Below are 26,552 nucleotides of genomic sequence, written 5' to 3' on the forward strand. Positions count from 1 at the left end.
ACCGAAAGCGCGCAGGCGGCACGGCAAAGAACCGGTTCGCCGGACGCCGTACACTGTGTTCCAGCGCCTGTGCCAACTTCATGGAGAACATCATGTCGAGTGCGCAAATGCCTGTCGGACAAGGCTTCGCGGCCAGCGGCGAAGCGCCGGAGCAACCGCGCGGGCCGTCCGTTCTGGTGGCCGGCGCCAACGGGCTGGTGGGCCGTGCGGTGGTGCGTCGGCTCGTCGCGCAGCCTTGGGCTGGCAGCGTGACGGCCCTTGTGCGCCGGCGCGGGGCCTTGACAGCAGGGCACGCGGCGCCCGGTCGATTGCGCGAATGCGTGGTCGACTTCGACCACCTCGATGCCCCAGAAACGCAGCCTGCGTTTGCCGCCGATATCGTCATCTGCGCGCTCGGCACGACCATCCGGCAGGCCGGTTCCCAGGCGGCATTCCGGCGCGTTGATGTCGAGTATCCGGTGGAATTGGCGCGGCGCGCGTTTGCCGCCGGCGCGCATCATTTTCTGCTGGTGAGCGCGCTGGGCGCCGATGCGCGCTCGCGCGTTTTCTACAACCGCTGCAAGGGCGAGGTGGAGGCAGAAATCCTGTCGATCGGCTTTCCGTCGGTGACGGTGGTGCGGCCTTCGCTGCTGCTCGGCACGCGCGCAGAATTCCGGCCCGGTGAACGCGTTGCGCAAGGCGTGTCGCGCGCAATCGGATGGATGGTGCCCCGGACGTGGCGGCCGGTGTCGGCGGAATCGGTAGCGGCTGCGCTCGTCACGGCAGCGCGGGTGGATGCGCCGGGTGTTCGGGTGCTGGAGAACGCGGCATTGCTGGCCGCAGAAGACGAACGGCCGGTGGGGTGATCCACCGGCCGTTGTTCGAGCGTATTTCGCCTGACTCTATTTCAGACGATTATTTTTCGATCGGCTTGCCCGTGCGGTCATGCATCAGCGACAGCGCAAACACGCTGATGATGGCAGCGGCCATCACGTAGTACGACGGTGCGAGCTTGCTGCCGGAACTCGCAATCAACCACGTGACGATCAGCGGGGCAAAACCACCGAAGATGGTGACCGCCAGGTTGTACGAGATCGACAGGCCGGTGGAGCGCACCGCCGTCGGAAACTGCTCGGCCAGCACGGCGGGAGCCGGGCCCGTGAACGCCGCCAGCAACACACCCAGGATCACCTGCACCTGCAGCAGCGTCTGCACCGTCGGGTGGACGTTGAGCCAGTGGAAGAGCGGATACGCTGCCGCCGCGATGATGAGCGCCACCGTGCCGAGCATGCGTTTGCGGCCGATGCGATCGGACAGCGTGCCCATGAGCGGGCACAGCACGAAGATGATCGCGCCGCACAGCGCCGTCGACTGGAACGTCGCGCCCAGCGGCAGACCGAGCTGTTGCTTCGCATACGTCGGCATGTAGAACACCAGCGTGTAGGTGCAGACCGTCCAGAGAATCGTCACGCCCAGGCCGCCGAGCACTTCGCGCGGATGATCGCGCAGCACTTGCGACAGCGGTGCCAGGCGCGATTCCTTCGCGGCCTTCGCCTTCTGCGCTTCAAAGGCGGGCGGTTCATGCAGGTGCGAGCGGATGTACATGCCGACCGGCCCGATCAGCAGACCGAACAGGAACGGAATGCGCCAGCCCCATGCATCGATCTGTTCCGGCGACAAACCGTTCGTGACGATCGCGCCCATGGCGGCACCGAGGATGAACGAGATGCCCTGGCTCGCTTGCTGCCAGCTGGCGAAATAGCCGCGCCGTTCGTCCGGTGAATACTCGATCAGGAACGCCGTGGCGCCCCCGACTTCACCGCCGGCCGAGAAGCCCTGGATGAGTCGTGCGATCACGATCAGGATGGGCGCGCCGATACCGATTTGCGCGTACGTCGGTGCAAGGCCGATGATGGCCGTGCCGATCGCCATCAGCATGATGGTGAGCGTGAGTGCAGCCTTGCGGCCGACGCGGTCGGCGTAGATGCCCAGCACGACGGCGCCAACCGGGCGCATGAAGAATCCCACGCCAAACGTGGCGACCGTCAACATGAACGAGGTGAAGTCATTGCCGGTGGGGAAGAACAGCTTGGCGATGATGACGGCGAAAAAGCTGTAGACCGTAAAGTCGAACCATTCGAGGCCGTTGCCGATCGTGGCGGCGATGATGGCCTTGCGTCGGGTGGCCGCAGAGATGGCCGGTGCCGGTGCCCGATCGCCTTGAGTAGGCGCTGCCGTGGCTTGCATGGATGTGTCCTCCAGTGTTTATGGGCATCGCCTGCCTCGATCTCTCCCCAGCGCGGGCGGCGAAGCGGTCATGGTAAGTGATCCGGCAGCGATTCGCTGCTGCGGTAGGCGAAGTCCTTGGAATTGAACCGGCCAAACACTGTCGAACGCATATCCACATGCATCCAACGGAGCACATCATGGACCGCGCATCGCAACCTGGCCGCCGTGCCGCCATCCTGCCGGGCGCGCTGGCCGCGTGCGCGGTCGTCCTGCTGGGCGGCTGCGTGGTCGCGCCGTATTACGACGCCTACGGCAATCCGATCGCCCCGACAGCCGTGGCGCCCGCGCCGGTGGCAGCCTATCCGTCCTATCCGTACGATCCTTATTACTACTACGGGCCGGCCTACTACCCAGCACCGGTTTACCCGGCGCCGGTGTTCGGCAGCGTGTGGATCGGCGGCGGCGGGTGCTGGGGCTGCCATCGCGGATGGGGCGGCCGCGGGTGGGGCGGGCGCGGCTGGGGACATGGCGGAGGATGGGGGCACCGTCATTGAATCGTCATCGTCGACGTGACGAAGACGCCCATCTGGAGCCGATGAACGCCAGTTCCGCCGGCAGTTCAATACGCGTGATTGCGTAACGGAATCTGTTGCATCGCGACATACAATCCTTCGCTCTTAAAAGAAAAGCATACGAGGAGATTGTCGATGTCCGTCATCATCGTGCTGGCTGCGCTGGCATTTCTGATGTTCGCCGCGTATCGCGGCTACAGCGTCATCCTGTTTGCACCACTGGCCGCCCTCGGCGCGGTGCTGCTGACCGATCCATCGGCCGTGGCGCCGGTGTTCTCCGGCATCTTCATGGAGAAGATGGTCGGCTTCGTCAAACTGTATTTCCCCGTGTTCCTGCTGGGCGCCGTGTTCGGCAAGGTGATCGAGCTGTCGGGCTTTTCGCGCTCGATCGTCGCGTCGGTCATCCGTGTGGTGGGGGCAAAGCGGGCGATGCTTTCCATCGTGCTGGTGTGTGCGCTGCTGACGTACGGCGGCGTGTCGCTGTTCGTGGTGGTGTTTGCCGTGTATCCGTTTGCGGCGGAGATGTTCCGCCAGGGCAACATCCCCAAGCGCCTCATCCCGGGCACCATCGCGCTGGGCGCGTTTTCGTTCACGATGGATTCGCTGCCGGGCACGCCGCAGATCCAGAACATCATCCCGACCACGTTCTTCCACACCACGTCTTGGGCGGCGCCGTGGCTGGGTACCATCGGCGCGCTGTTCATCATCGTGGTGGGCATGGCGTACCTGGAATGGCGCCGCCGCGTCGCGCTGCGCAATGGCCACGGTTATGACCACGGCCTCACCAAGCTGGTGAACGAGCCCGAGACGGCCGAGACCGGCGTGCTGGCGCATCCGCTCGTCGCGCTGTCGCCGCTGGTGCTCGTGGGCGTGATGAACCTGCTGTTCACGCGCTGGATTCCGACCTGGTACGGCAAGGTCGTGACCGTTGCATTGCCGGGCCTGCCCAAGCCGCTCACCGTTGAAGCCGACAAGCTGACCGCGATCTGGGCCGTGGAGGCCGCGCTGTTGATCGGCATCATCGTGGTGCTTGTGTTTGGTTTCCGCGCTGTGAAGGACCGTTTTGCCGAAGGCAGCAAGGCTGCAGTGTCTGGCGCGCTGCTGGCCGCGATGAACACCGCGTCGGAATACGGTTTCGGTGGCGTGATTGCCGCGTTGCCGGGTTTCCTGGTGCTGGCCGATGGCCTGCGCGCGATTCCGAATCCACTGGTCAATGAGGCGGTCACGGTGAGCACGCTTGCAGGCATCACCGGTTCCGCGTCGGGCGGCATGAGCATTGCACTGGCGGCAATGGCCGATCAGTTCGTGCAGGCAGCGCAGGCGACCGGCATTCCGATGGAGGTGCTGCACCGTGTGGCGGCGATGGCCTCGGGCGGCATGGACACGCTGCCGCACAATGGCGCCGTGATCACGCTGCTGGCCGTGACGGGCCTGACGCACCGCGAGGCGTATCGCGATGTGTTCTGCGTGACGATCATCAAGACGCTGGCCGTGTTCTTCGTGATCGCCGTGTTCTATGCCACCGGCATCGTCTGACGCAGGCATTGCCGCAATGAAAAAAGCCGACGCGCAAACGTCGGCTTTTTTCATGGGCAGGTTGCGGTTATTGGCCGCTGCCCGCGGCGTCGGAGCGACGCTCGCGGCAGACGCGCTGGGCTTCACCCACCAGCGAGTCGCACTGGTTGGCGCGACGCGACCAGAATGCGCGGTCCGACGACGACTCCGCCGTCGCCGTGCCTTTCCCCTTGCCGTGGCGGTGCGTGACGTGCTTGTCGACCCACTTGTCGGTCTTCACGTGCGCGCGGTGGACTTTCTGCTTGAGCGTGCCGGGCGTGGCTTCCGGCTGCGCGCCGGTCGCGTTGTTGTGATAGCCGGGGTTGGCAGCCGCATCGGCATTGCGCTGAACCTGGGTGCGCGGGCCTTCCATCTGGCTGTCGACACCCGTCACTGCGCTGTGATCCTTCTGCTGGGCCTGCGCGGGCGCCGCGCCGATCCACGCACAGGCGGCCACGGCGATCGCTGCGGCCAGACTCGACATCTTGCGTGCTTGCATGCTCGTTCTCCTTGTTGTGAAACAGGGTCGACTTCATGGCACGCATGCCGCGTGCCACGGGGTGCATCCCGAACGTCACAATAGGAAAGGGTCAACCCGGCAGACAGTAGGCGCAGACTGAACCGCCTGTCGGACAAACGCTGTCAAGCCGCCCTTGGATGCCGCATTCAGGCACGCATGAACAGCCACACCGTCAGGATGATCCCGACGATGACGACGAAGCCGCGCAGTACTTTTTCCGGCAGCCGGTGCAGCAGCCATGCGCCGGCAAATCCGCCCGCGATGCCGCCAATGCCCAGCGCCACCACGGCCGCCCAGTTCACCTGCGGCGAGAACGCAAACACCGCCACGGCCGATGCATTCATCGTCATGGCGAGCACGTTCTTGGTCGCGCCCGCCATGCGCACCTGCTGGCCGGCCACCGTCAGCGCGGCGAGCATCAGGAAGCCGATGCCGCCACCGAAGTAGCCGCCGTAAATCGCAATCGCAAATTGGATGGTCGCCAGCGTGGCGGTCGACATGCCCGATGCCGCATGCAGCGGTTTGCGGCGGAAGCTGCCCCACGCAAACACGCTCGTCGCAAACAGCACGAGATACGGCACCAGCTTGGCGAAGAACGACGGCGGTGTCGCCAGCAGTAGTAGCGCGCCCAGCACGCCGCCCACCAGGCTGATGACGATGAGCTGCTTGAGCGAGAGGTGATGCTCGCCGGCATCGACGCCGCCGGCCAGTTTGCGCCCGGCAATCGACGAGGTGATCTGGCTGGGGAACAGCGCGATCGTCGAGGTCATGTTGGCGCCCAGCGGGTTGAGCCCCGCCAGCAGCAAGGCCGGAAACGTGATGAACGATCCGCCGCCCGCGAGGGCATTCTGGGCGCCGGCATAAACGCCGGCCGCCGCGACGAGCAGGGCGGTGGAAAACGGGAGCGTGGTCATAGGCGAGGCGTGCTGCGCGGCTGGAATGACCGCGATGTTAATGGAACTGGAACGCCCGCGCGCGTGCTCGCTAGTGCTGTGCGTTGCTGCTGCCGTGTCGGCGCAGCCACCATTCGGCCACCTCGAACGCGGCCTGCACCAGCAGCGCCAGCACCGCTGCGGGGACGGCGCCTGCAAGCAGCGTTGCGCTGTCGTTGAGCGCGAGCCCCGTGGCGATGCGCTCTCCATAGCCGCCGGCGCCGATGAACGCGGCAATGGTCGCCGTACCGACGCTGATGACTGCAGCGGTTTTGACGCCGGCCAGGATGACCGGCAGCGCCAGCGGCAGATCGACCACCCGCGTGCGTTGCGACGGCGTGAACCCCAGCGCCAACGCCGCATCGCGCAGGCCGTCCGGCACCTGCTCCAGCCCGACGATCGTGTTGCGCACGATGGGCAGCAGCGCATAGACCGCCAGCGCAATCAGCGCCGGCACCACGCCAATCGACCCGACGATGGGGATAAGCATCGCCAGCAGCGCGAGGGACGGAATCGTCTGCAACACGCCCACCACCGCGAGAATCGGCTGCTTGACCCGGCGGCGCGCGGCCATCAGGCCCAGCGGTACGCCCAGCAGCACGGCAACGCCGGTGGAGATACCGACCAGCATGAGATGCCGCTGCGTAAGCCGTCCCAGGCCGTCCGTGAGCCGGCTGAAGAACGCGCGCGCCGGGGTGGATGCCGGCACATCGCCATACCCGGCGAGAAACTGCCGCGCTGCTTGCGAGAACGACTGGCCTTCGAGTTCGACCGCGGCATTCATCGCCACCATGTCGTCGCGCTGGATGCGTCCGGCGAGTGTGTTGATCGCCTGCCATTGCGCCGGATACCGCTGCGCAACGTCGGCGCGATACAGCAGCACGGCGTCGTAGCGCGGGAAGACGTGCGCCGGGTCGTCGAGCACCCGCAGGTGTTCGCGGCCGATCTTCGCGTCGGTGGAGTAGATGTCGATCACGTCGACCTGATTGGCGCGCAGGGCGTCGTAGGCAACGCCGTGGTCGAGGCCAGTGGGGCGCTGCGGCAGTTTGTAGTGCTGCGCAATCGCCGGCCAGCCATCGGCACGGCCGAGAAATTCGTGCGATAGGCCAAGCCGCAGCGTCGGATGCGTGGCAAGGTCGGCTAGCGTGCGGATGTGTTCGCGCTCGGCATCGGCGTCGCGCATGGCCAGCGCGTAGGTGTCTTCAAAGCCGAGCGGCACGCCGGCCGCCAGGCCCATCGGCGCAAGGCCGCGGTTGACGTCGACCAGCAGCGCGGCTTGATCGGGATTGGCCGCTTGCTCGGCGGGCAGGTGCAGGATTTCAGCGGCGATGGTGCCGAGGTAATCCGGGTAGACGTCGATGCTGCCGTTTTTGAGCGCGGCAAAGACGATGGCGGTGTTGCCCAGGCCCGGTACGTGTTCGGCCGGGCCGCGCGGGTTTGCGGTCTGGGTGAGGATTTCTCCCAGCACGTACGACTCGGTGAAGCGTTTGGAGCCGATCCGCAAGGGTTGTTCGGCGAAGGCCGATGCGCTGCACGCCAGCCAGCCCAGCGCAAGCCATGCCAGCAGGCGCCGCAGAAAGGGATGACGGATCAGTCGCCGTGTATCCAAAGTTCGTTGAGGTCGGTCAGGCCCCAGTCGCGGGGTTCTTCTCGCGAGACGATCTGGTCGCCGGTATGCGCCAGATCGATGAGTTCGGGCGCAATCCGCGTGCCCGACGATATCGAGAAGAATACCTTGACCGTGGGCGTGAGCAACGCGCCCGGCGCATGCTGCATGACCACCGCCAGCCTGCCCGAGCGCAGCCGCACCAGCGAGCCCACCGGATAGATGCCTACGCTCTTGACGAAGGCGTTGAACACCATCGGGTCGAAATGGTTGCCGCGCCATTCGACCATGCGCTGCACGGCGTAGGCGGCTTCCCACGCTTTCTTGTATGGACGGTCGGACGTGACCGCGTCGTATACGTCGCAGATGGCGCCCATGCGCGCAAACAGCGAGATGCCTTCGCCGGCGAGCTTGTGCGGATAGCCGGTGCCGTCCATGCGTTCGTGATGATGCAGGCAAACGTCGAGCGCGATGTCGCGCATGCCGCTGTCGCCGGCCAGGATGTCGTGCCCTGCCTGCGGGTGGACGATCACGTGGCGGAATTCCGCATCGGTCAGCGCGCCGGGCTTGTTCAACACCTCGGGCGGAATCGCGATCTTGCCGATGTCGTGCAGCAGCCCGGCAAGACCGGCGTCGCGCACTTCGTCATCGGACAGCCCCAGCTGACGGCCCAGCGACACCATCAGCGCGCATACCGCCACGGAATGCAGGAACGTATAGCGGTCTTTCGCTTTCAGGCGCACCAGGCTTGTCAGCGCGCTCGGGTGGCGGTCGACCGAGCCTGAAATGGCTTCCACCAAGGGCAATGCGTCGCGCGCTTCGATCGTGCGGCCCATGCGCGCATCGGCAAACATGGCCTGCACGGCCACCTCGGCTTTGCAGATGAGGCGGGCGGCATGGCGCATTTCTTCCGCATGCGTGATGGCACGGGGGGTAATGCTGGCGTCGGCCGAGCAGGCGGGCGGCGCCGGCATTTCCGGGGCCGGGGGTGCCGCGTTGGCGGCAGCCACGTCGGTGCCGCGCGTGGTGTCGATCCACACCTCGCGCACGCCGCTGGCACGCAGGCGTTGCAATTGGGCAGCATCTTCCACGCGAAAGCGGGCCCGCCAGAACGGGTGTTCCAGCCAGGAGCCGACGAATTCGTCGAGGTACATGCCCACCCGCAGGTGTTCGATAGCGATGCGCTTGCGCATGTTGATGTTCAGAGATCGGCCGTGGCGGGGCGCGTTATGGCGCAACGGGTCCAGGGGAAGGCTACCCGCCAACGAATGCATTCTCTTCTATCGGACGTGTGGCGGCGGCCTTGAGGGGGAAAAGTCCCGGCTCGCCATGTGAACGCTGCGGGTGTAGGCGAAAAAAAAGCGGCCACAAAGGCCGCTTCAGTAAGCCGGTACCGGCGCCAACGCGGGCTCCGGCATCGGGGAGGGAGAGTGATACAGGGTGATACGGACAGCCGATCGACGACTTATTGGCCGTCGCTGAACGGGTCAGCCTTGCCGACCAGGGCGCCATCGGTGTACGGATCAGCCTTACGCAGGGCGCCATCCGTGTACGGGTCAGCCTTGCGCACAGCGCCGTCGGTGTAGACGTCTGCCTTGCGGGCGCCATCGGTGTACGGATCAGCCTTGGTCACGGCTTGGCCGTTGGTGTACGGGTCTTTGTTTTGCACGCCGGCAGCGAAGGCGGGAACAGCGGCAACAGCGATCAGCGAGGCGAGAATCAGGTTCTTGGTCTTCATGATGGACTCCACAACAGGGGGGTGAGCATTGCCGCGGGGCAGTTTCGCTGCGGTGCGGTAACGCGATGGCATAAGCTTAGTCGTTGCTCGAACAGTAAAAAAGCAGTTCTATTAAACTCTTTGTTCAAAAAATAAGAACAATTGTGGCCCTTCGAGCACCGCAATCCGCACATAAGTCATTGAATTGACATGGAAATGTGAGATACGGGATAACCCTTAATGCGAAGGTCTGACGACGCACGAAGCAAAAAATTCCTGCCTTCTCGCGGAGAGATTGTTGCGACGCATTACAGCCATGGGGATTCCCCTCCCCTCAGGGGGGCCGTGCGACGGCTAAACATTCGGCGTGGATGGTCGTTGATGCAGGTACGGGCGGCGTTTTCCGCCCCTTGCAGCAGGAAGGTCACCATGTCCATCACCACCGCTTCCATCGCCCGTTTCGAAATTGACGGCGTCGCTTATCAGGCGAGGCTGTTTGCCATGCCGTTTCACGTGCCGGAAAACGGCCGCGTGCGCGCGCATGCGATTGGGCGTCCGGACATGCCGTTCAGCGGTGTGCACGTGCTGGCCGGGTGGCTGAAAGAGCGCGTGTTGCCCGAGGGCGTGGGCCTGGTGATGGCCGATCGCCTGTTCTCGCACGGCGCGGTGGAGCAGTGGTCGGGCGCCGACGGCGCGCGTGCGGCCAAGGTGCTCTCGCAGGTGGCACTTGGCAGCAAGAGCAGCCATCGCCTGTGGCGCAATACCGTGGCGGGTGGTTTCCGCGACGAGACCGCGTTCTTCCTCGGCGCCGCCTTTGTGCAGACCGACGCCGCCGTCGACGACATCCGCCTGCTGGGCGACCTGATTCCGGCGGCCGAATGGTCCAGCGTGGCCGATGCCGCCTCGACGATGATGGGGCTGCACCTGTATCGCCCCGACGAGCCCGAAACGCTGGTCAACTGCGCGCTGCTGGCGCCGTCCTGGACGGAAGCCGCCGTGGAGCGCGCCGACGGCTATCGGGCACTGACGCTGCTGCATTCCTTTACCGAAGACGACGAGGTCATCCACGTCGACATCGAACTGCTGCCGCCGGGCCAAGTGGTGCTGCAGGTGGAGTCGTGCTCGACGCGTTTTTCTGCGCGCTTCGACCCGGCGCTCCTGGGCCGCGACATGACCGACGCATTGCTGCGCGACGCGCTGGCCCTGCAACACGGCGATCGGAGCAGCCTCCACTAAGCTTGCCGGCGGCTTTCGCCGGAGCGCTGTACGACGCTACAAGCCGCTGCAAGGCGCGTACTTCCACGGCATCATCTCGTCTTTCGATTTTCGAAGCGCTGCTGCCCCGACGGGCGCGCGGCGCATTCGCATGCCTGCTTTTGCCGTCATCCTCTTTACGCTGACGCTCGATGCCATGGGCGTCGGGCTGATCCTGCCCATCCTGCCGAGCCTGCTGCGCGAGCTGGATCACACGGGCGACATCGCATTCGAATTCGGCCTGCTGATCGCGGCGTACGCGGCGATGCAGTTTGTCTTTGCGCCGATCCTGGGCGCGCTGGCGGACCGTTACGGGCGCCGGCCGGTGCTGCTGGTGTCCCTGGCGGGCGCGGCGGTCGACTACCTCGTCATGGCGCTGTCGCCGCACGCGTGGGTGCTGTACGTCGGCCGCGTGGTGGCAGGCATCACCGGTGCCAACTATGCGGTGGCGACGGCATACATCGCCGACATCACCGCGCCGGCCGATCGCGCGCGCCGTTACGGGCTGATGAACGCATGCTTCGGCCTCGGGTTCATCGCCGGGCCGGCCTTGGGCGGGCTGCTCGGCGACTGGTGGCTGCGTGCGCCGTTCCTGCTGGCCGCGGCGCTCAATGGCGTCAATTTTTTGGTGGCCTGCTTCGCGTTGCCGGAATCGCGCCGCGCTGAACGTGCCCCGTTTGCGTGGCGTGCGCTGCTGCCGGTGCAATCGCTGCGTCGCGTGGCGCGTGTACCGACGCTGTTGCCGTTGCTGGCCGTGCTGGCCATCATCGAAATCGTCGGGCAGATTCCGCAAACGCTGTGGGTCATTCACGGCGAAGCGCACTTCGGTTGGGACACCCGCGCCGCCGGCTTGTCACTGGCGGCTTACGGGCTGATGCATGCGCTGGCGCAGGCATTCCTGACCGGGCCGATTGCCCGTGCGCTGGGTGAGCGCCGCGCCGTCGTGGCGAGCGTGATGATGGATGTGGCCGGCTTTGCGGCGATGGCGTGGATCAGCGCCGGCTGGATGGTCTATCCGACCATGGTGCTGCTGTGCATGGCCGAGATCGGCATGCCTGCGCTGCAGGCGATGCTCTCGCGCCAGGTGGGCGAGCATGAGCAGGGCGAATTGCAGGGCGCGCTGGCCAGCCTCGCCAGCGTGGCCGCCATGATCGGGCCGCTGGCGGCCACAGCGTTTTATGCGCTGACGGCGCCGGTGTGGTCCGGCGCGGTCTGGTTGATGGGCGCGCTGCTGAACGGCGTATGCCTAATGTTGCTGATGGGCGGCGCAGCCAGGCGCGCCGCACGGACATAGCACCGCTTACTTGGCCGCAGCATTCCACGGATACGCCAGCCACGCATCGAAGCGCTTGGCGAACTCACCGCTCTCTGCGGTCTGCCGCAGCCACTGGTCGACGAAGTTCTTGAACACGACGTCGCGCGGCAGCAAGTAGGCCTTTTCGGAGAAATCGAACGGCGCTTCCGGGTGCACGGCGCACAGTTCCGGGTGCAGCTTCTGCTGCAGCTTCGTTTCCACCGCGTCGGTCATCATGAGGTCTGCGCGGCCGGCGACGATCTCATTGAAGATCGTCACGTTGTCCGGATACACACGAATCTGCGCTTGCTTCAGATGCTCGCGCGCGAATTTCTCGTTGGTGCCGCCCGGGTTGACCACGGCACGCACATTCGGCTGGTCGATCTGCGCCAGCGTCTGATATTTCGACTGGTTCTCGCAGCGCGTGATCGGCGTCTTGCCGTCGCGCTGATACGGGATCGAATAGAACGCCTTCTTCTGCCGCTCCAGCGTGACCGACACCCCGCTCATGGCGATGTCGTAGCGGTCGGCCGCAAAGTCCTGCATCAACGTCGACCACGTGGTCGGCACGATTTCCAGCTTCACGCCGAGTGCTTTCGCCAGGCGTTCGCCCATCTCGACGTCCAGGCCGATGAAGCGGCCATCGGAGGGGTTCTTGTAGGTAAAGGGCTTGTAGTCTCCGGTGGTGCCGACGCGCAGCGTGCCGCGCGCGATGATTTCGTCGAGACGGTTGGCGGCCTGGATGGTGGCCGGGTTGGTCGGCGCGGTTTGCGCCAGGGCGGGTGCCGCGGCGCACGCGCACAGCAGCAGGGCGCTGGCGCGGATGAAACGGTTGAACATGGAATCCCCTCCTGAAAAATCAAAAGCGCGGCCGCCCAGTCACCCGGGCCGGTCGCGCCCATCTCAACGCCGGCTTACTGGCCCGACGCCTTGTTCCATTGCAGCGCGTTGAGCACCGCCAGCGACATCGCCGTCACGCCCGTCTTGATGGACGGCTCCGGCACAGGCGCGAACAGCGGCGAATGATTGGTCGGCAGCGGCTTGGCGCCCGGCTTGAGCGAGGCGAAGAACGTCTGCGGATCGTTCACGCCGATGAAGAAGAACATCGACGGGATGCCCGCGTCAACAAACGCCGAGAAATCTTCGCTGGCCGTGATAGGCGGCACGCGCAGTACGCGGTCGTTGCCGAAGGCGGTCTTGAACATCGCCTCGGTGCGCGCGACCACGGCCGGGTCGTTGTTGACCGCCTTGCCGCCCTCGGTGATCTTGATCTCGGCGTCCGGCGCGCCCGACATTTCGGTAACGGCCTTGGCCGTGCGGCGGATACCGTCGAGCATCTTCTGGCGCACAGCCGGCTTGTACGAGCGGATCGTGCCACGCAGCAGCACGCTGTCAGGAATGATGTTTTCAGCGCTGCCGCCCTGGATGGCGCCGATGCTCACCACGCCGAATTCCTGCGGATCCTTCTCGCGGCTGATCACGCTTTGCAGGTCGACCACGAAGCGCGCCGCCATCATCACGGGGTCGATGGTCTTGTCAGGTGCGGAGCCGTGCCCGCCGCGGCCTTTGAACGTAATTTCCAACCCGTCGGAGTTGGAGGTGACGGGGCCGCTGTTGAAGACGATCGAACCGTACGGCCCCGGGCCCGTGTGCAGCGCAAACGCATAGTCGGGCTTGGGGAAGCGCTTGAAGAAGCCGTCGTCGATCATGCTCTGCGCGCCCGATACGGTTTCTTCGGCCGGCTGTGCGACGAACACCAGCGTCCCGTGCCAGCGGTCCTTGAGCGACACCAGCGTCTTCGCCGTGCCAACCCACGACGCCATGTGCAGGTCGTGCCCGCAGCTATGCGCGACGCCCACGTCTTCGCCGCGCCATTTCGTGTGGACGTGGCTGGCGTAGGGCAGGCCGGTTTTCTCCTCCATCGGCAGCGCATCGAGTTCGGTGCGCACGAGGATCGTCGGGCCGGCCCCGTTGCGATAGACCGCCACCACGCCGGTCTTGCCGACATGCTCCGTCACGTCAAAGCCGATCTTGCGCATCTGCTCCGCCAGCTTGGCCGCCGTGCGCGTTTCCTGAAACGCCAGTTCCGGGTGCGCGTGGATGTCTTTGTAGAGCAGGTCGAGCTGACCGTATTCGGCATTGACCGCAGCATCCACCGCCGGTTTGATCTGCGCCACGTCGATCCCGCCGGCCGTGGCGGCCGCCTGTGCGGGCGCAGAAGACGCGCCGCCCGTGCTGAATGGAATCTGTGCGAATGCCGGCAAGGCAGCACCGGCCAGCATCCAAGCCAGCGCAGTACGTTTCAAACGGATGGGTGGCGTGATCATGTTGTCTCCTGTCGTTGTGGTGGCGCCAACAAAGTCGTTGCTTCGTCAATCGAATCGATTATGCAACGTGATTCAGAGCATGTGCACCGGGGGCATCCCCAAGTCGATCTTCGTGGGCCCGGCGGCACACGGAAACGCGCGCTCAGGAATGAGCGTCACGCTTGGCACTCGATAGGCGCTTTCCTAGACTGGGTCAGGTGTGCTGTTCCAGTGAATCGAACATCGAAACGCGGATGAATCCGACGACGTCCTGTCTACAGCTAGCGTTTCGCGATGCCCCGCCCGGGGAGACGGCGATTCGTGCGGCGCTGGAAGCCGCGCAGCGGGTGCTTGAGCGCAGCGGGGTGTCCCCGCGCGAGGCGTTTGCGGCCTACCAGGCTTTCGCGAGCGGAGCGGGGAGCCCCGACACGCTTGCGCTGACGTTCGCCCGGGCGGAAGCCGAGGCCATGGACACATTGGCCGCGCACGGCTACGCCCGCTACGGCTCGGTCAGCCTGGCGGCGCTCTAAGCGCCCGCGGTGGCCGCGCGTTTCAGCTTCAGACTTCCGCTGTCTTGCCGCCCAGCCGCCGTGCCGTCTCGGACACGTGGCGATGGATACGCGCGAGGAAATCGATCTCCGCTGCGCGCGTCGGCGAATGCCCCAGCGCCTGCGAGAGATGTGTCGCCACGAATGACGACTGCGGCGCCAGCATGCTGATCAGCCGCAGCAACTCGCGGCGCGCCTGGCTGGCGTCGTAACCGAGGTGATCGGCCAGGGCGAGCAGCGCGTCTTGGTCGATGGCGTCGTAGCGCGCGTGCGCGTCCGGCGAGAGTTCATCGGCATTCCATTCGTTGGCGTAGACCGCCGCACAGAACAGGTGATCGTGCGCGGCGAGGCGGATGCCGTCCGCACCGATGTGGAAATGCAGTGTGCCGGCCGAGGCATTGCGTCCGCCGATCAACAGGCAGAACACCATCCAGCGGAACAGCGCGGCGGTTGCAGACGCCGGATCCGCGCACAGGCGTGCGCATTCTGCGACCTGCTCGACGGTGATCGGCAGGAAGCGGTGCTTGGGCGAGAGCCCCAGCAATTGCACCGCCGAGACGACATAGCGCGCCTGCACCAGCGCAGTGTCGTCGCTCTTGCAGCGCAGCGTGCGATCAAGGCGCTGCACTACGGCGGCAGTTTCCGGAAATTGGCGCAGCCCGATGAACGGCGTGTCCAACCCGATGCTGCGGCCCAGCAGCGTGGCCCAGCAGTGATTGATGGTGGCGTAAGGAAGTTGCGCGCCCTCGCCGAGATCCAGCCGGACGAAGTGGCTCGATTGCGCGGCATTGGCCGGCGCGGAAAACCGGCCCAGCCACATCGATACAGGCAAGCCATTCGAAGCCAGGAAGGGTAGGCTGATTTCTTCGGGTGCTTCAGCAGCATCGGCGCCATAGCGGGCGCGAGGTTCGGCCACGCGCAGCGGCGTGCTGCGGGGCGGGCGCCCGACGGTTTGCTGGAACTGCAGCACGAGATCGCGTTCGGACAGCCCGTCGGCGCGGCCGCTGCACGGCTTGAGGCCGCTGGGCACCAGCGTCAGCGGGCCGTCCAGATGCGGCGCCGCTTGTGCAAGATGCTCCAGCGCCGGGGCCGCCGCCTTGGGCGTGTTGCGCGCCGCTTCCGGCAGCAGGTATTCAAAGAAGTGGCGCACCGGCTGGGCTTTTGCCGTGTCGGCGATATTGCCGGCGGTACGTGGCAGGTGCGGGCTTAGATCAAAGCCCTGCGACGAAGCCTGCCAGCGGGAATCGTATTCGAACGCCCAACCGCTGCGGCCGCACGATAGCTGACCGATCAGATGCTTATTCAGGTAGACGTCCAGCATGCGCGTATCCAACGTATTTGATGGAGCGTGCGTAGTCGGCTGTGCAGCGGAGAACCCGCCGGCAATTGGGAATTTGGCTGTTTTGCAGTCAATACGCCATTCCCTTGCACGCCCCTCATCGACCGAGGGCGAGCATAACAAAGAAAATCCGCTCAACAAGCCGAGATATCCGATTTCGATGATGCAATTTTCTCAAATCGGATTATCGGATCGTTAAGATCGAGTGCGCGTTGGTCGATGTTTCAGGCGTCTACTTCAGCTTTGCAGATTTTTTAAATCGTGCCGCGGAGCCAATGCCGACGCCATTGAATAAATTGCACGAGGGTTGCGGCGGCATGGCATTCATTACAAATTCTGGATTTAACGCCGTCGCAATGTGGAGGCAGCGATGACATCGCCGCATTGGTGGGGAATTCAACCGCGGTTTTAAGCGTCGGCTTCAAGCGGATTTGCGCAAGCCACGGCGCCCCGAACCGCCGGGGCGATCACTCGGCAATTCAGCGGCCGGAACGCAAAAGCGAATCTTTTTCGCTTGCGGCTGGGGTCGCATTTGCATCGGCTTTTTTTCCTGGCGCGAATACGCCGGTCGACAGCGACGTCCCGAGCAGGATCACGGCGCAGCCGATCACCATGTTCAGCGTCAGCTGCTCGCCCAAGAACAGGATGCCCCACAGGACGCCAAACACCGGGATCAGGAAGGTGACCGACACCGCGCGCGTCGGCCCCACATGCGCGACCAGGCGGAAGAACAGGATGTAGGCCACGCCCGTGCAGGCGATGCCCAATGCGATGACGTGCAGCCACACGCTGCCGGTGGGCGTCTGCGCGGGCCACAGCCAGTAGGCCAGCGGTGCGAGCACGATGGTGGCAGCCACTTGGCTGCCGGTCGCCACGGCCAGCGGCGGTACGCCGGTCAGGAAACGCTTGGTGTAGCTGCTCGCCACGCCGTACAGCACGGTGGCCGACAGCGCTGCAGCCACCGCCACGCCGCCCTGCTTTGCATCGATGACAGACGACCCGCCCACCAGCACGATCACGCCGATGAAGCCGATCGCCAATCCCAGCACGCGCAGCGACGACATCCGCTCGCCCAGCCATGTAAAGGCAACGATGGCCGCAAACAACGGCGCGGCCGCATTGAGCACCGAGGTAAAGCCCGCCGTGAGCGTAAGTTCGGCATAGGCGAAGAGGCAGAACGGGATGGCCGAATTCAGCACGCCCACGGCCAGCAGATGCGGCCAGTGCGTGCGCAGCGCCCCCATGCCGCCGCGCACAGCAAGCGTCGGGACGAGGAAGCACGAGGCAATCGCCACGCGCAGCGCGATGAGTGCTACGGGCCCGAAGGGCGGTGCGGCCACGCGCATGAACAAAAAGGAGCCGCCCCAAAGGGCAGCCAGGGTGAGGAGTTCAAGCACATCGGAGCGGCGCATTGGGGGTCTCGTTATCGTTGTTGGATGATGTGCGCGCATTGTCCGCGCGATTTGGTTTTTATGCAGGCAGTAACGCCAGCAAGCCTTGGCGACCGTCGCCGGGCATGGGCAGGCGTTCGCCAACCTGCGCGGGGTGTCCTTCGATCCGCAGCAGCGCGGCCTTGCGTGGCAACCCCCCGGCGTAGCCCGTGAGCGCACCATCGGCGCCCACCACGCGGTGGCACGGGATGGCAATCGAGATCGGGTTGCGGCCCACGGCGGTGCCCACCGCGCGCGCATGTTCGCGCGTGAGCCCCAGGCGAGCCGTGATCTGGCCATAGGTGCTGCGACTGCCGAACGCGATGTCGCACAGCAGACGCCAGACGTCTTGCTGGAACGGCGTGCCGTCAGGTGCCATCGGCAGATCGAAGTCCTGCAACTTGCCGGCAAAGTACGCCGTGAACTGTGCCTGCGCCTCGCGGATGACTGCGACCTCCGCACCCGCCGCCATGCGCGCGGCGTTCACGGGAATCGTCTTCTGGCCGGGAAAGAACGCGCCGGTCAGGTGGGTGTCGGTGGCGGTCAGCAGCAGATCGCCGAGGGGGCAGGCAAAGGTGTGGCGGTACATGGCGGTCGAATCGTCAGTGCGACGCAGGTTGGGCGAGGGCATCCTCGCGATGCCAGAGATGCATGGCGGCATACGCGCGCCACGGCGCCCAAGGTTCTGCACGCTCGACCATGGCGCGGCGCGTGGGCAGCGTGCCGTCGCCGTCTGCAAGGCGTTTGCGCAAGACGTAGTCGCCCAGCGGAAATGCGTTCGGCCAGCCCAAGGCGCGCATGGCCACATATTGCGCTGTCCATTCGCCGATGCCGGGCAACGCCTGCAACGCGGCCAGCGTGGGAACGAGCGGCACCAGCGGTTCGAGCCGCAGGCTTCCGCTGTCGACGGCGCGGGCGAGTTCAACGACGGCGGCAGCGCGGCTGGCCTGCAAACCGGTCTGCGCCGACAGCGCCTGCGCATCGATGTTTGCCAGTGCTGCAGCGCTCGGAAATGCGGTGGACAACCCCTCGCGCGGTTGCTGCAACGGCACGCCATACACGGCAGTCATGCGCCCGAGAATGCGTCGCGCCTGCGCGAGCGAAATCACCTGCCCGGCGATGGCGCGCACCGCAATTTCGAAGCCGTCCACGGCGCCCGGCACGCGCAGGCCGGGCGTCTCGGCAGCAAGCGTGCCGAGGTGCGCATCGACCAGATCCGGCCGGCAATCGAGATCGAACAGCCGCCGCGCGCGGGCCAGCACCGGCGGCATGGCGTGCAGCAGGCTGGGCGACAGCGTCAGTGCCACCGCGTGGCGTTGCGGCACATTGCGCGCGTGCAGCCAGCCGATGTGCCCCGCGCCGCCGTAGTCGACGGTGATCGTGCGCGCGTAGCTGTCGGCGTCGACGACCTCCACGCCATCCACGGCACGGGCGCGCAGAAACTCGAGCAATGCCTGCCACGCAAACGGCGGCCGGTAGCCGAGCATGAGCGTGGGGCCGTCTTCGGTGCGGGGCGCTGTCGTGCGCGAACGCAGGCGCGTCGGTGCAAAGCCGTAATGCTCGTTAAAGCCGCTGTTCAGCCGTCGGACGCTTCCGAAGCCGGCCGCAAAGGCGACATCGCCGACTGGCATGGCGGTGTCGGTCAGCAGCTGCTTGGCGAGCAGCAGGCGCTGCGTTTGCGCGTATTCGATGGGCGAGACGTCGAACTCCGCGCGGAAGATGCGGCGCAGGTGACGGTCGGTCACGCCCACGGCTGCGGCCAGCGCGGCTAGGTCGTGCTCTTGCAGAAAGCCCTCGTCGATCATGCGGGCGGCGGCACGGGCAAGGTTGGACGACATCTCCGCCAGGCTGTGGCCCGGTGCCAGTTCCGGCCGGCAGCGCAGGCACGGCCGAAAGCCCGCGCGCTCGGCCGCGGCGGCGGTGGCGAAGAACCGGCAGTTCTTCTCGATCGGTGTGCGGACCGCGCAAACCGGGCGGCAATATACGCCGGTGGATGTCACACCGACGAAGAACCAGCCGTCGAAGCGACGATCGCGCGACTGCACGGCGTGGTAGCAGGCGTTGTGGTCGAGATGCATGGTGGTGATCGGGGAAGCTGGCAGCTAGTCTAGCCCTGTCGAGTCGGAGGAGTTCGCCGGATTCGGACACATCCCTCGATGCCAAAACATCGGTATCTCGGCACAATTGCGAACACAACAACACATCGGGAGACCGGCATGTCCAAGACCATCGTCATTACCGGCGGGAGCCGGGGTATCGGTCGCGCCACGGCGGTGCTGTGTGCGCAACGCGGCTGGTCTATCGCGCTGCAATATCGCGGCAACAGGCAGGCGGCGGAAGAGACGGTGGGCCTGATCGAGCAGGCCGGCGGCCATGCGCTGGCCGTGCAGGGCGATGTATCGAGCGACGAAGACGTGATTGCCCTGTTCGAAGCGGCGGCCGGACGCTTTGGCGCGCTGCACGGCGTGGTGAACAACGCCGGCATCGTGGCCGAGGCGCAGGACGTGGCCGACATGACCACGCACCGGCTGCGCACGATGTTCGAGACCAATGTCCTCGGCGCCTTTCTGGTGGCGCGCGAGGCGGCGCGGCGCCTGTCAACGTCGCGCGGCGGCGTGGGCGGTTCAGTGGTGAACGTGTCGTCGGCAGCGTCGCGGCTGGGGTCGCCGCATGAATACGTCGACTACGCTGCCTCCAAGGGTGCCGTCGATACGATGACGCTGGGATTGGCCCGTGAACTCGGGCGCGATGGCGTGCGCGTGAATGCCGTGCGCCCCGGCTTGATCGAGACCGATATTCACGCCTCGGGCGGCCAGCCCGACCGCGCTCAGCGCCTGGGCAGCGCCACGCCGATCGGCCGCCCCGGCACGCCGCAGGAAGTGGCCGAGACCATCGTCTGGCTGCTCTCCGACGCGGCGTCGTACGTAACCGGGGCGCTGCTGGACTGCGCGGGCGGGCGCTGACTGCGGATCAGGCGTCGGCCCCGGCGCGGAAGGTGTCGCACTGGCGAAGATCGCCGCCGTCGAAGCCCTGGCGGAACCAGTACATGCGCTGCTCCGACGTGCCGTGCGTGAAGGCATCGGGCGTGACGCTGCGGCCGGCGTTGCGCTGCAAGGTGTCGTCGCCGATGGCGTGTGCGGCGGTGAGCGCCTGTTCCAGGTCGCCGCGCTCCAGCAGGCCGCGCTGCTGCGCAAAGTGGCCCCACACGCCGGCCAGGCAATCGGCCTGCAGCTCCAGCTTGACCGACAGCGCATTCGCCCCGGCCTGCGATTTGCCGGCCTGCGCGCGGCTGACCTTTTCCGACACGCCCAGCAGATTCTGCACATGGTGGCCGACCTCGTGCGCGACGACGTACGCGGCGGCAAAGTCGCCGGGCGCGCCAAACTTGCGGCGCAGTTCGTCAAAGAAGCCGAGGTCGAGATAGACCTTCGTGTCAGCGGGGCAATAGAACGGGCCGACGGCCGAGGTGGCGTCGCCGCAACCTGAGCGGATGCCCTGGCGGAACAGCACGAGCTTGGGCGGCTGATACGCGCGGCCGGCTTGCTTGAACAGTTGGCTCCACGTGTCTTCGGTGTCGCCCAGCACGTGCGAAACCAATTGCTTGCTGCGGTCATTGTCGGTTTCCCCGGTCGGCCGGCTTGGGTTGTGCGGCGCAGATTGCGTCGGTGCATTCTGCGAGACCTGCATCACCATGCTGAGGATTTCCAGCGGGTTCTTGCCCATCAGCAAGCCGACCACGGCCACGATCGCGATGCCGCCGACGCCCAGCCGCATGCCGCCGCCGCCAAAGCCGCCGCCCGAGGATGCGCGCTCATCCTCCACGTTGTTGCTTTCGCGCATGTCATCCCAACGCACGATGTTCTCCTTAAGGCCGGTGAGGCGAGTAGGGCAAGGTAAGGCCGGATGTCACACCCGGTAAACTTTGCAAAGTCTACCTGCTGTGCGTACGTACGGACATGCCACCGCGCTGCCGAATCGTCTGCGCGCAGCGCCGATGCGAGGATTGGCAAGGGTTTGCGGGCGTTTGCGGCGCTGCACCAAAGCCGGCAAGAAACTTGCTAACCAAGGCTGCTCATCCTCCGTCCGGCTGTCACACACATGACATGCGGCGGTTCCCGAATAACGATCGGCAGAAGTTGACGCTGCCGCTCCATGATGTCGAGTTCTCACCATGCGTTTGCCCGCTTCGATCACCGCTCAACCTCCCGTTGCCACAGAGCCGTCGCATCTGGCTGCGACCCATGTTGATCCGACCGAGGTGTCGGACGTGGAGCAGACCGCTGCCGAGCGCAAGTCGTGGTGGGAACGCGTGTCGGGTGTCGTGTTAGGCGGCGCATTCAGCAGTGTGGCCGCTGCGTTGATTGCCGTGACGGGCGCGATCTACGTGGGGATGTACCACGCGCCCTGGGTGAAGAGTCTTGCCAGCCACACACCGACGGCCGAGCAGGCCGGCGACGCGATGAGCGTTGCCATGGCCGCCGGCCCGGCCAACGCTGCTGCCCCCGCGTCGACCGCTGCCCCTGCGCCGGCGGAAGCTGCCACGCAGCCCGCATCGCCCGACCGGGTTGCGGCCGCGCGCGACCGGATGGAGCAACGCGTCTATTCGCAAGTGCAGCAGCCCCGCGCCCGCACCGTGGCCGAACGCGAGACGATGCAGGACAACGACGATGCGCCGGCACCTGCCAGCCCGCGCCGTCATCATCGCGGCACGCGCTATATGCGCCATAGCGCGCCGTTCAACGCAGCCTGGTACAAGGGCGCCTGAGCTGTCCTCACAGCCTCTAGGCCAGTCGTAACGGGCAATCCGCTTCGACGTTTTCCAACGCGTGCATTGCTGCCACCAGGCGGCGGTGCAGCGATTCGGACACCGGCAGAATCGGCGCGCGCGTGTCTGCGCCAATGCGTCCCTCCGCTGACAACAACGCCTTGACTGGCGCCGGATTCGGCTCTGCAAACAGCAGCGCAGCCAACGGCGCCAACGCGTCGGCCAGGCGTCTGGCCTCGTCGATGCGGCCAGCGCGATGATGCGCGACCAGCGCCACGAACAACTCCGGCCGCAGATGCGCGCCAGCCAGGATGCCTCCCGCGCCGCCGTGTGCGAGGCAATCGAACAGGGCGCTGTCGTCGCCGCTCAGCACGTCGAGCGGCCCGCCTCGCAACGCGCTGAAATGCTCGGCCACACATTCCTTGATGGCGATGATGTTGGGCTGATCGGCCAGCGCCAACGCGGTATGCGGGGCGATCGAGACGCCTGTGCGTTTGGGCACGTTGTAGAGCACCACCGGGCGGGCCGTGCTGGCGGCCACCTGCGCGTAATGCCAACGCAATCCCGCTTGCGACGGGCAGACGTAATAAGGCGGCGGCACGAGGTAGCCCGCGCTGTTCCAGCGCTCGTAATGACGGATCTGCGCGCACACTTCGCGCGTGTCCGCCGCGCCTACGCCGATCAGAAAAGGGGTGTGGTTGCCGCAAGCGTCCGCAATGGCCTCCAGCACGGTGTAGCGCTCGATCTGAGAGAGCAGCGCGGCTTCACCGGTCGTGCCCAGCGCAACGAAGCCCGACACGCCCGCGCCCTGATAATGGCGCACCAGTCGCCGGAGGGCAGCGGTGTCGACCTGGCCATGGTGGAACGGCGTGACCAGCGGAATCCAGATTCCCGAAAACATGGCGCGCCTCAGTGCAGCAGCGCATGCGCGCATTTGCGGGACGTGCTCAGCGGCGTGATGCGGCCCAGCGTGGCGCGGGGCAGGCCACGCAGCAACGCGCCCACCACCGCATCGACATCCGCATGCGGCAGTTCGAGGTCAACTGTGACTGCCTTGCGGCGAGCGTCATGCCGGACGATGTACAGCCCCAGCGTGTCGCCAAGCAGCGCATGCAGCTGCCGCCGAACCGCATGCGGTGCATCGCCGGGCACCGTCACGCGCAGGCACACATATTGGCGTGCCGGCAGCGCTACCGGGCGAGGCACCGTCGCCGGCGAGGGCGGCAGCAATTGCGGAATCAGCGAAGACAGGAGCATCGATCGCGCCATGATGAGTTGGCGACGGCCCGCGTCGCCATGTCGTTGAACATGACGACACCGTATCGATTCGCTCGTAAAAAGCGTGAAAAAGGGGCGTGACGCTGCGTAAAGAAAGCGTAAATGCTCAGGCAGCGCGCACAGCCTTGCGACGACGCAGCGCGATGATCGTCAGCGAGATGCCGCTCACCGCGGCGGCCGTCAGCACGTAGTAGCTCGGTGCCAGCGTATCGCCCGTCGTGTGGATCAGCCACGTGACGATGAACGGTGCGAACCCGCCAAACAGCGTCACGCCGAGGCTGTAGCCGAGCGACAGCCCGGTCGAGCGCACGCGCGTGGGGAAGATCTCCGACATCAGCGCCGGCATCGGGCCCGAATACGCTGCCTTGAAGATGCCCGACACGGCTTGCAGCGCCAGCAGCGCACCGATGGTCGGATACGCGCGCAACAGCGCAAACATCGGGTAGATCAGCAGGATCATCAGCACCGACGTGGTAAGCATGATGCGGATGCGGCCGATGCGATCCGACAGTGCGCCCATCACGGGCGAGAGCAGAAACTGCAGCCCGCCATTGAGCACCACCACCGCGAACGACTGTGCGGCCGGCAGATGCAGTTGCTTGACGGCATACGTCGGCATGTAGAGCTGGAGCACGTACACCGACACGGTGGACTGCGCCACCACGCCCACCGCCAGCAGCAGGTTCGTCCACTGCGCTTTGAACGACGCTTGCGGATCGACGGTCGTCTTCTTCTGCTCGGCGACGAACTCGGGCGTCTCATCCAGATGTCGGCGGATGTAGAAACCCACCGGGCCGACCAGCAAGCCGAAGACGAACGGCAACCGCCAGCCCCAGCCTTCCAGATCGGTCGGCGTGAGTGAAGCGGTGAGCAGCGCCCCGAGCCCGGCCGCCAGAATGGTGGCAATACCTTGGCTGGCGAATTGCCAGCTGGCGTAGTAGCCGCGCCCGCGCGTGCTGTGCTCGACCATGAAGGCGGTCGCGCTGCCGAATTCACCGCCCACCGCAAAGCCCTGCACCAAACGTGCGAGCAGGATCGTGATGGGCGCGACGATACCGATCTGCTGATAGCTCGGCATCACGGCAATCGCCAGCGTGCCGACGATCATCAGCAGGATCGACAGCGTCAGCGCCGCCTTGCGCCCCTTCCTGTCGGCATACATGCCCAGCACGATCGCGCCCACCGGCCGCGTGATGAACGACACGCCAAAGCTGCCCACCGCAAACAGCAGCGACACCCATTCGTCATCGGCCGGAAAGAACAGCTTGCCAATCACGGATGCAAAGAAGCCGTAGACGAGAAAGTCGTACCACTCCAGCGCATTGCCGATCGACGACGAAATGACGATGCGGCGTGCATGCGCTGCACTCGTTGTTGCGGGCCGAGCAGGCGCAGCAGTGCCTGCCGCAGAGGGGGCGGTCATGATGAGGGTTCCTTTGGTGCCGGCCGGGATCGTTTTTATGGGAACTACAGCGCGTTGCCCGCCCGGTCCGACGGGTCAGCGCGCTGGTGCGGCGGGGGCTTTCTTAGAAGCCCACCGCGTGGCCGTCGCGGCGGCTGTCGCTCGCGGCCACATAGCCGTGATCGGCGTCGTCCGACAGGCGCCAGATGAACTGGCCGGAGCCGAAATCCATGTACGGATCGGCCACCGATTCGAGCTTGTGCCCGCGTGCTTCCAGCGCAGCGACGGTCTTGGCGTTCATCGTGCCTTCCACGTCGAGCGTGAAATCGCGGTTGACCTTCCAGCGCGGCGCGTCGCACGCGGCCTGCGGCTGCTGCTTGTAATCGAGCATGCGCACGAGCGTCTGCAGGTGGCCTTGCGGCTGCATGTCGCCGCCCATCACGCCAAAGCTCATTTGCGGCTGGCCGTCCTTGGTCAGGAACGCGGGGATGATCGTGTGGAACGGCCGCTTGCCACCTTCCACCACGTTGGCCGAGCGCGCATCCATCGAGAATCCGAAGCCACGGTTCTGCAGGCTGATGCCGGTGCCGGGCACCACCACGCCGGAACCGAAGCCCATGTAGTTCGACTGGATGAACGAGACCATCATGCCGTTCTCGTCAGCGGCCGTCAGGTACACCGTGCCGCCGGCGCGCGGCATGCCGAAGGTCGGCATCTGCGCGCGGCCCATGTCGATGAGCTTGGCGCGTGCATCGAGGTACGCGTCGTCGAGCATCTGCTCTGGCGTGACTTCCATCGAGCGCGGGTCGGCCACGTATTTGTAGAGATCGGCAAACGCCAGCTTCATCGCTTCAATCTGCAGATGCTGCGAATCGGCGGAGTCGACCGGCAGGGCGCCAAGATCGAAGCGATCGAGAATGCCCAGCGCGATCAGCGCGGCGATGCCCTGGCCATTCGGCGGGATCTCGTGCAGGTCGTAGCCGCGGTAGCGCTTGGTGATCGGTTTGACCCAGTCGGGGCGATAGTCGCGCAGGTCTTGTGCGGTCATGCCGCCGCCGCATTCGCGCGAATAGGCGGCGATGCGCTCGGCGAGTTCACCTTCGTAGAAATCGCGGCCGTTGGTCTGGCCGAGGCGGCGCAGCGTGGCGGCTGCGTCGGGCAATTTGAATTTTTCGCCCACTTCCGGCGCGCGGCCGTGCGGCATGAAGGCCTGTGCGTAGCCGGGCTGGTTGTGCAGCTCGGGAATGGCCGCCGCCCATTTGTGCGCGACGATCGGCGCGATGGTGTGGCCACGCTCGGCAATCTCGGCGGCGGGTTCCAGCACATCGGCAAACGGCAGCTTGCCGAAACGTTCGTGCAACGCAGCCCATGCGGAGATGGCGCCGGGCACGGTCACAGCGTCCCAGCCGCGCGTGGGGCGCTTGGGGTTGCCGTTGGCGTCTTCGCCGTATTTCTTGCGGAAGTAATCGAGGTTCCAGGCCTGCGGCGCGGTGCCGGAAGCGTTCAGGCCGTGCAGTTCCTTGCCGTCCCAGAGGATTGCGAATGCATCGCTGCCGAGGCCGCACGAGACGGGTTCGACCACGGTCAGCATGGCTGCTGCGGCGATGGCCGCATCCACGGCGGTGCCGCCCGCGAGCAGCATGCGCAGCCCAGCCTGCGCGGCCAGCGGATGCGACGTGGACACAACGTTGCGCGCAAACAGCGGAATGCGCACGGTCGGATAGGGGTTTTGCCAGTCGAAGCGATGGGACATGGGGCTCAAGCGGTGATCAGCGGGAAGGGTTGACGAACGATTATTTGCGGTGCGCTGGATTTAATAAAGTTAAA

General features: G+C 65.7%; 25 protein-coding genes. 8 read left to right on the forward strand and 17 right to left on the reverse strand.

Features of this window, described 5'->3' with window-relative positions:
- Positions 1-92 precede the first annotated feature (92 nt).
- Entirely contained in the window at positions 93-845 is a 753-nt protein-coding gene (locus tag N511_RS24365) for an oxidoreductase (protein ID WP_037027225.1), read from the forward strand.
- Positions 846-894: 49 nt separating this feature from the next.
- Here the strand turns inward: N511_RS24365 and N511_RS0118785 are convergent, their stop codons facing one another.
- Positions 895-2,226 carry an MFS transporter gene (locus tag N511_RS0118785; protein WP_027680684.1) on the reverse strand — a complete coding sequence of 444 codons (1,332 nt, stop codon included), beginning with the start codon at positions 2,224-2,226 and terminating at the stop codon, positions 895-897.
- 179 nt (positions 2,227-2,405) lie between these two features.
- Between N511_RS0118785 and N511_RS0118790 the strand changes: the two genes are divergently transcribed.
- Together N511_RS0118790 and N511_RS0118795 are read left to right on the forward strand one after the other, a co-directional pair.
- On the forward strand, positions 2,406-2,762 hold the full coding sequence (locus tag N511_RS0118790; RefSeq protein WP_027680685.1) for a hypothetical protein: 357 nt from the start codon (positions 2,406-2,408) through the stop codon (positions 2,760-2,762).
- Positions 2,763-2,915: 153 nt separating this feature from the next.
- Positions 2,916-4,316: a GntP family permease gene (locus N511_RS0118795; protein ID WP_027680686.1), complete on the forward strand. Its 1,401-nt coding sequence runs from the start codon at positions 2,916-2,918 to the stop codon at positions 4,314-4,316.
- A 67-nt stretch (positions 4,317-4,383) separates the two neighbouring features.
- On the opposite strand, the gene N511_RS0118800 is transcribed toward N511_RS0118795, so the two are convergent.
- The 5 genes from N511_RS0118800 to N511_RS0118820 form a co-directional block, all read right to left on the reverse strand.
- A complete protein-coding gene (locus tag N511_RS0118800; RefSeq protein ID WP_027680687.1) occupies positions 4,384-4,833 on the reverse strand; it encodes a hypothetical protein in 450 nt (149 codons plus the stop codon).
- Between the two features lie 167 nt (positions 4,834-5,000).
- Positions 5,001-5,768, reverse strand: coding sequence for a sulfite exporter TauE/SafE family protein (locus N511_RS0118805; protein ID WP_027680688.1), 768 nt, complete (start codon positions 5,766-5,768; stop codon positions 5,001-5,003).
- 70 nt (positions 5,769-5,838) lie between these two features.
- Complete coding sequence (locus N511_RS0118810) at positions 5,839-7,395, reverse strand: ABC transporter permease/substrate-binding protein (RefSeq protein WP_027680689.1); 1,557 nt, start codon at positions 7,393-7,395, stop codon at positions 5,839-5,841.
- Positions 7,377-8,585 carry an HD-GYP domain-containing protein gene (locus N511_RS0118815; RefSeq protein WP_027680690.1) on the reverse strand — a complete coding sequence of 403 codons (1,209 nt, stop codon included), beginning with the start codon at positions 8,583-8,585 and terminating at the stop codon, positions 7,377-7,379. The genes N511_RS0118810 and N511_RS0118815 overlap by 19 nt, the downstream gene beginning before the upstream one ends.
- Before the next feature lie 272 nt (positions 8,586-8,857).
- The gene (locus N511_RS0118820; RefSeq protein ID WP_004631860.1) at positions 8,858-9,130 is read right to left on the reverse strand and encodes a hypothetical protein; all 273 of its coding nucleotides are present in this window, start codon (positions 9,128-9,130) and stop codon (positions 8,858-8,860) included.
- A 408-nt stretch (positions 9,131-9,538) separates the two neighbouring features.
- On the opposite strand from N511_RS0118820, the gene N511_RS0118825 reads away from it, so the two are divergent.
- Together N511_RS0118825 and tet are read left to right on the forward strand one after the other, a co-directional pair.
- Complete coding sequence (locus N511_RS0118825; RefSeq protein ID WP_027680691.1) at positions 9,539-10,345, forward strand: hypothetical protein; 807 nt, start codon at positions 9,539-9,541, stop codon at positions 10,343-10,345.
- 130 nt (positions 10,346-10,475) lie between these two features.
- Positions 10,476-11,657 carry a Tet(A)/Tet(B)/Tet(C) family tetracycline efflux MFS transporter gene (gene tet / locus N511_RS0118830; protein WP_037027148.1) on the forward strand — a complete coding sequence of 394 codons (1,182 nt, stop codon included), beginning with the start codon at positions 10,476-10,478 and terminating at the stop codon, positions 11,655-11,657.
- A gap of 6 nt (positions 11,658-11,663) precedes the next feature.
- Here tet and N511_RS0118835 read toward each other — a convergent pair whose 3' ends face one another.
- Both N511_RS0118835 and N511_RS0118840 read right to left on the reverse strand, forming a co-directional pair.
- Positions 11,664-12,497: a transporter substrate-binding domain-containing protein gene (locus tag N511_RS0118835; RefSeq protein WP_037027149.1), complete on the reverse strand. Its 834-nt coding sequence runs from the start codon at positions 12,495-12,497 to the stop codon at positions 11,664-11,666.
- 74 nt (positions 12,498-12,571) lie between these two features.
- A complete protein-coding gene (locus N511_RS0118840; protein ID WP_027680694.1) occupies positions 12,572-13,984 on the reverse strand; it encodes a M20 family metallopeptidase in 1,413 nt (470 codons plus the stop codon).
- Between the two features lie 233 nt (positions 13,985-14,217).
- Between N511_RS0118840 and N511_RS0118845 the strand changes: the two genes are divergently transcribed.
- Complete coding sequence (locus N511_RS0118845) at positions 14,218-14,493, forward strand: hypothetical protein (RefSeq protein WP_027680695.1); 276 nt, start codon at positions 14,218-14,220, stop codon at positions 14,491-14,493.
- Positions 14,494-14,521: 28 nt separating this feature from the next.
- Here N511_RS0118845 and N511_RS0118850 read toward each other — a convergent pair whose 3' ends face one another.
- The 4 genes from N511_RS0118850 to N511_RS0118865 all read right to left on the reverse strand — a co-directional run bounded on the left by N511_RS0118850 (position 14,522) and on the right by N511_RS0118865 (position 19,358).
- Positions 14,522-15,832 (reverse strand): HipA N-terminal domain-containing protein, encoded by a 1,311-nt coding sequence (locus N511_RS0118850; RefSeq protein ID WP_027680696.1) that lies wholly within the window; start codon positions 15,830-15,832, stop codon positions 14,522-14,524.
- A 497-nt stretch (positions 15,833-16,329) separates the two neighbouring features.
- On the reverse strand, positions 16,330-17,262 hold the full coding sequence (locus N511_RS0118855) for a DMT family transporter (RefSeq protein WP_027680697.1): 933 nt from the start codon (positions 17,260-17,262) through the stop codon (positions 16,330-16,332).
- Positions 17,263-17,320: 58 nt separating this feature from the next.
- Entirely contained in the window at positions 17,321-17,869 is a 549-nt protein-coding gene (locus N511_RS0118860; RefSeq protein ID WP_027680698.1) for a methylated-DNA--[protein]-cysteine S-methyltransferase, read from the reverse strand.
- A gap of 13 nt (positions 17,870-17,882) precedes the next feature.
- On the reverse strand, positions 17,883-19,358 hold the full coding sequence (locus N511_RS0118865; protein ID WP_027680699.1) for a DNA-3-methyladenine glycosylase 2: 1,476 nt from the start codon (positions 19,356-19,358) through the stop codon (positions 17,883-17,885).
- Positions 19,359-19,496: 138 nt separating this feature from the next.
- On the opposite strand from N511_RS0118865, the gene N511_RS0118870 reads away from it, so the two are divergent.
- On the forward strand, positions 19,497-20,243 hold the full coding sequence (locus tag N511_RS0118870; RefSeq protein ID WP_027680700.1) for an SDR family oxidoreductase: 747 nt from the start codon (positions 19,497-19,499) through the stop codon (positions 20,241-20,243).
- Between the two features lie 7 nt (positions 20,244-20,250).
- Here the strand turns inward: N511_RS0118870 and ypfJ are convergent, their stop codons facing one another.
- Positions 20,251-21,135, reverse strand: a complete 885-nt coding sequence (gene ypfJ, locus N511_RS0118875; RefSeq protein WP_027680701.1) for a KPN_02809 family neutral zinc metallopeptidase — start codon at positions 21,133-21,135, stop codon at positions 20,251-20,253.
- 316 nt (positions 21,136-21,451) lie between these two features.
- On the opposite strand from ypfJ, the gene N511_RS0118880 reads away from it, so the two are divergent.
- Positions 21,452-22,045, forward strand: a complete 594-nt coding sequence (locus N511_RS0118880) for a hypothetical protein (protein ID WP_027680702.1) — start codon at positions 21,452-21,454, stop codon at positions 22,043-22,045.
- A gap of 16 nt (positions 22,046-22,061) precedes the next feature.
- Here N511_RS0118880 and dapA read toward each other — a convergent pair whose 3' ends face one another.
- The 4 genes from dapA to N511_RS0118900 all read right to left on the reverse strand — a co-directional run bounded on the left by dapA (position 22,062) and on the right by N511_RS0118900 (position 26,478).
- Positions 22,062-22,946: a 4-hydroxy-tetrahydrodipicolinate synthase gene (gene dapA, locus N511_RS0118885; protein ID WP_027680703.1), complete on the reverse strand. Its 885-nt coding sequence runs from the start codon at positions 22,944-22,946 to the stop codon at positions 22,062-22,064.
- Between the two features lie 8 nt (positions 22,947-22,954).
- Positions 22,955-23,302 carry a hypothetical protein gene (locus N511_RS0118890; RefSeq protein ID WP_027680704.1) on the reverse strand — a complete coding sequence of 116 codons (348 nt, stop codon included), beginning with the start codon at positions 23,300-23,302 and terminating at the stop codon, positions 22,955-22,957.
- A 127-nt stretch (positions 23,303-23,429) separates the two neighbouring features.
- Positions 23,430-24,746: an MFS transporter gene (locus N511_RS0118895; RefSeq protein WP_027680705.1), complete on the reverse strand. Its 1,317-nt coding sequence runs from the start codon at positions 24,744-24,746 to the stop codon at positions 23,430-23,432.
- Between the two features lie 103 nt (positions 24,747-24,849).
- Positions 24,850-26,478 (reverse strand): gamma-glutamyltransferase family protein, encoded by a 1,629-nt coding sequence (locus tag N511_RS0118900; RefSeq protein ID WP_027680706.1) that lies wholly within the window; start codon positions 26,476-26,478, stop codon positions 24,850-24,852.
- Positions 26,479-26,552: the final 74 nt, after the last annotated feature.

The sequence above is a fragment of the Ralstonia sp. UNC404CL21Col genome (assembly GCF_000620465.1).
GTDB lineage: Bacteria > Pseudomonadota > Gammaproteobacteria > Burkholderiales > Burkholderiaceae > Ralstonia > Ralstonia flatus.

Excerpts from the sequence above, each read along its gene's own strand:
- N511_RS0118805 (WP_027680688.1), bottom strand. The coding sequence starts at position 5,768 with ATGACCACGCTCCCGTTTTCCACCGCCCTGCTCGTCGCGGCGGCCGGC.
- N511_RS0118795 (WP_027680686.1), top strand. The coding sequence starts at position 2,916 with ATGTCCGTCATCATCGTGCTGGCTGCGCTGGCATTTCTGATGTTCGCC.
- N511_RS0118855 (WP_027680697.1), bottom strand. The coding sequence starts at position 17,262 with ATGCGCCGCTCCGATGTGCTTGAACTCCTCACCCTGGCTGCCCTTTGG.
- N511_RS0118895 (WP_027680705.1), bottom strand. The coding sequence starts at position 24,746 with ATGACCGCCCCCTCTGCGGCAGGCACTGCTGCGCCTGCTCGGCCCGCA.
- tet (WP_037027148.1), top strand. The coding sequence starts at position 10,476 with ATGCCTGCTTTTGCCGTCATCCTCTTTACGCTGACGCTCGATGCCATG.
- N511_RS0118835 (WP_037027149.1), bottom strand. The coding sequence starts at position 12,497 with ATGTTCAACCGTTTCATCCGCGCCAGCGCCCTGCTGCTGTGCGCGTGC.
- N511_RS0118820 (WP_004631860.1), bottom strand. The coding sequence starts at position 9,130 with ATGAAGACCAAGAACCTGATTCTCGCCTCGCTGATCGCTGTTGCCGCT.
- N511_RS0118900 (WP_027680706.1), bottom strand. The coding sequence starts at position 26,478 with ATGTCCCATCGCTTCGACTGGCAAAACCCCTATCCGACCGTGCGCATT.
- N511_RS24365 (WP_037027225.1), top strand. The coding sequence starts at position 93 with ATGTCGAGTGCGCAAATGCCTGTCGGACAAGGCTTCGCGGCCAGCGGC.
- N511_RS0118880 (WP_027680702.1), top strand. The coding sequence starts at position 21,452 with ATGCGTTTGCCCGCTTCGATCACCGCTCAACCTCCCGTTGCCACAGAG.
- N511_RS0118890 (WP_027680704.1), bottom strand. The coding sequence starts at position 23,302 with ATGCTCCTGTCTTCGCTGATTCCGCAATTGCTGCCGCCCTCGCCGGCG.
- N511_RS0118870 (WP_027680700.1), top strand. The coding sequence starts at position 19,497 with ATGTCCAAGACCATCGTCATTACCGGCGGGAGCCGGGGTATCGGTCGC.
- N511_RS0118845 (WP_027680695.1), top strand. The coding sequence starts at position 14,218 with ATGAATCCGACGACGTCCTGTCTACAGCTAGCGTTTCGCGATGCCCCG.
- N511_RS0118850 (WP_027680696.1), bottom strand. The coding sequence starts at position 15,832 with ATGCTGGACGTCTACCTGAATAAGCATCTGATCGGTCAGCTATCGTGC.
- N511_RS0118800 (WP_027680687.1), bottom strand. The coding sequence starts at position 4,833 with ATGCAAGCACGCAAGATGTCGAGTCTGGCCGCAGCGATCGCCGTGGCC.
- N511_RS0118815 (WP_027680690.1), bottom strand. The coding sequence starts at position 8,585 with ATGCGCAAGCGCATCGCTATCGAACACCTGCGGGTGGGCATGTACCTC.
- N511_RS0118840 (WP_027680694.1), bottom strand. The coding sequence starts at position 13,984 with ATGATCACGCCACCCATCCGTTTGAAACGTACTGCGCTGGCTTGGATG.
- N511_RS0118785 (WP_027680684.1), bottom strand. The coding sequence starts at position 2,226 with ATGCAAGCCACGGCAGCGCCTACTCAAGGCGATCGGGCACCGGCACCG.
- N511_RS0118865 (WP_027680699.1), bottom strand. The coding sequence starts at position 19,358 with ATGCATCTCGACCACAACGCCTGCTACCACGCCGTGCAGTCGCGCGAT.
- N511_RS0118860 (WP_027680698.1), bottom strand. The coding sequence starts at position 17,869 with ATGTACCGCCACACCTTTGCCTGCCCCCTCGGCGATCTGCTGCTGACC.
- N511_RS0118825 (WP_027680691.1), top strand. The coding sequence starts at position 9,539 with ATGTCCATCACCACCGCTTCCATCGCCCGTTTCGAAATTGACGGCGTC.
- N511_RS0118790 (WP_027680685.1), top strand. The coding sequence starts at position 2,406 with ATGGACCGCGCATCGCAACCTGGCCGCCGTGCCGCCATCCTGCCGGGC.
- dapA (WP_027680703.1), bottom strand. The coding sequence starts at position 22,946 with ATGTTTTCGGGAATCTGGATTCCGCTGGTCACGCCGTTCCACCATGGC.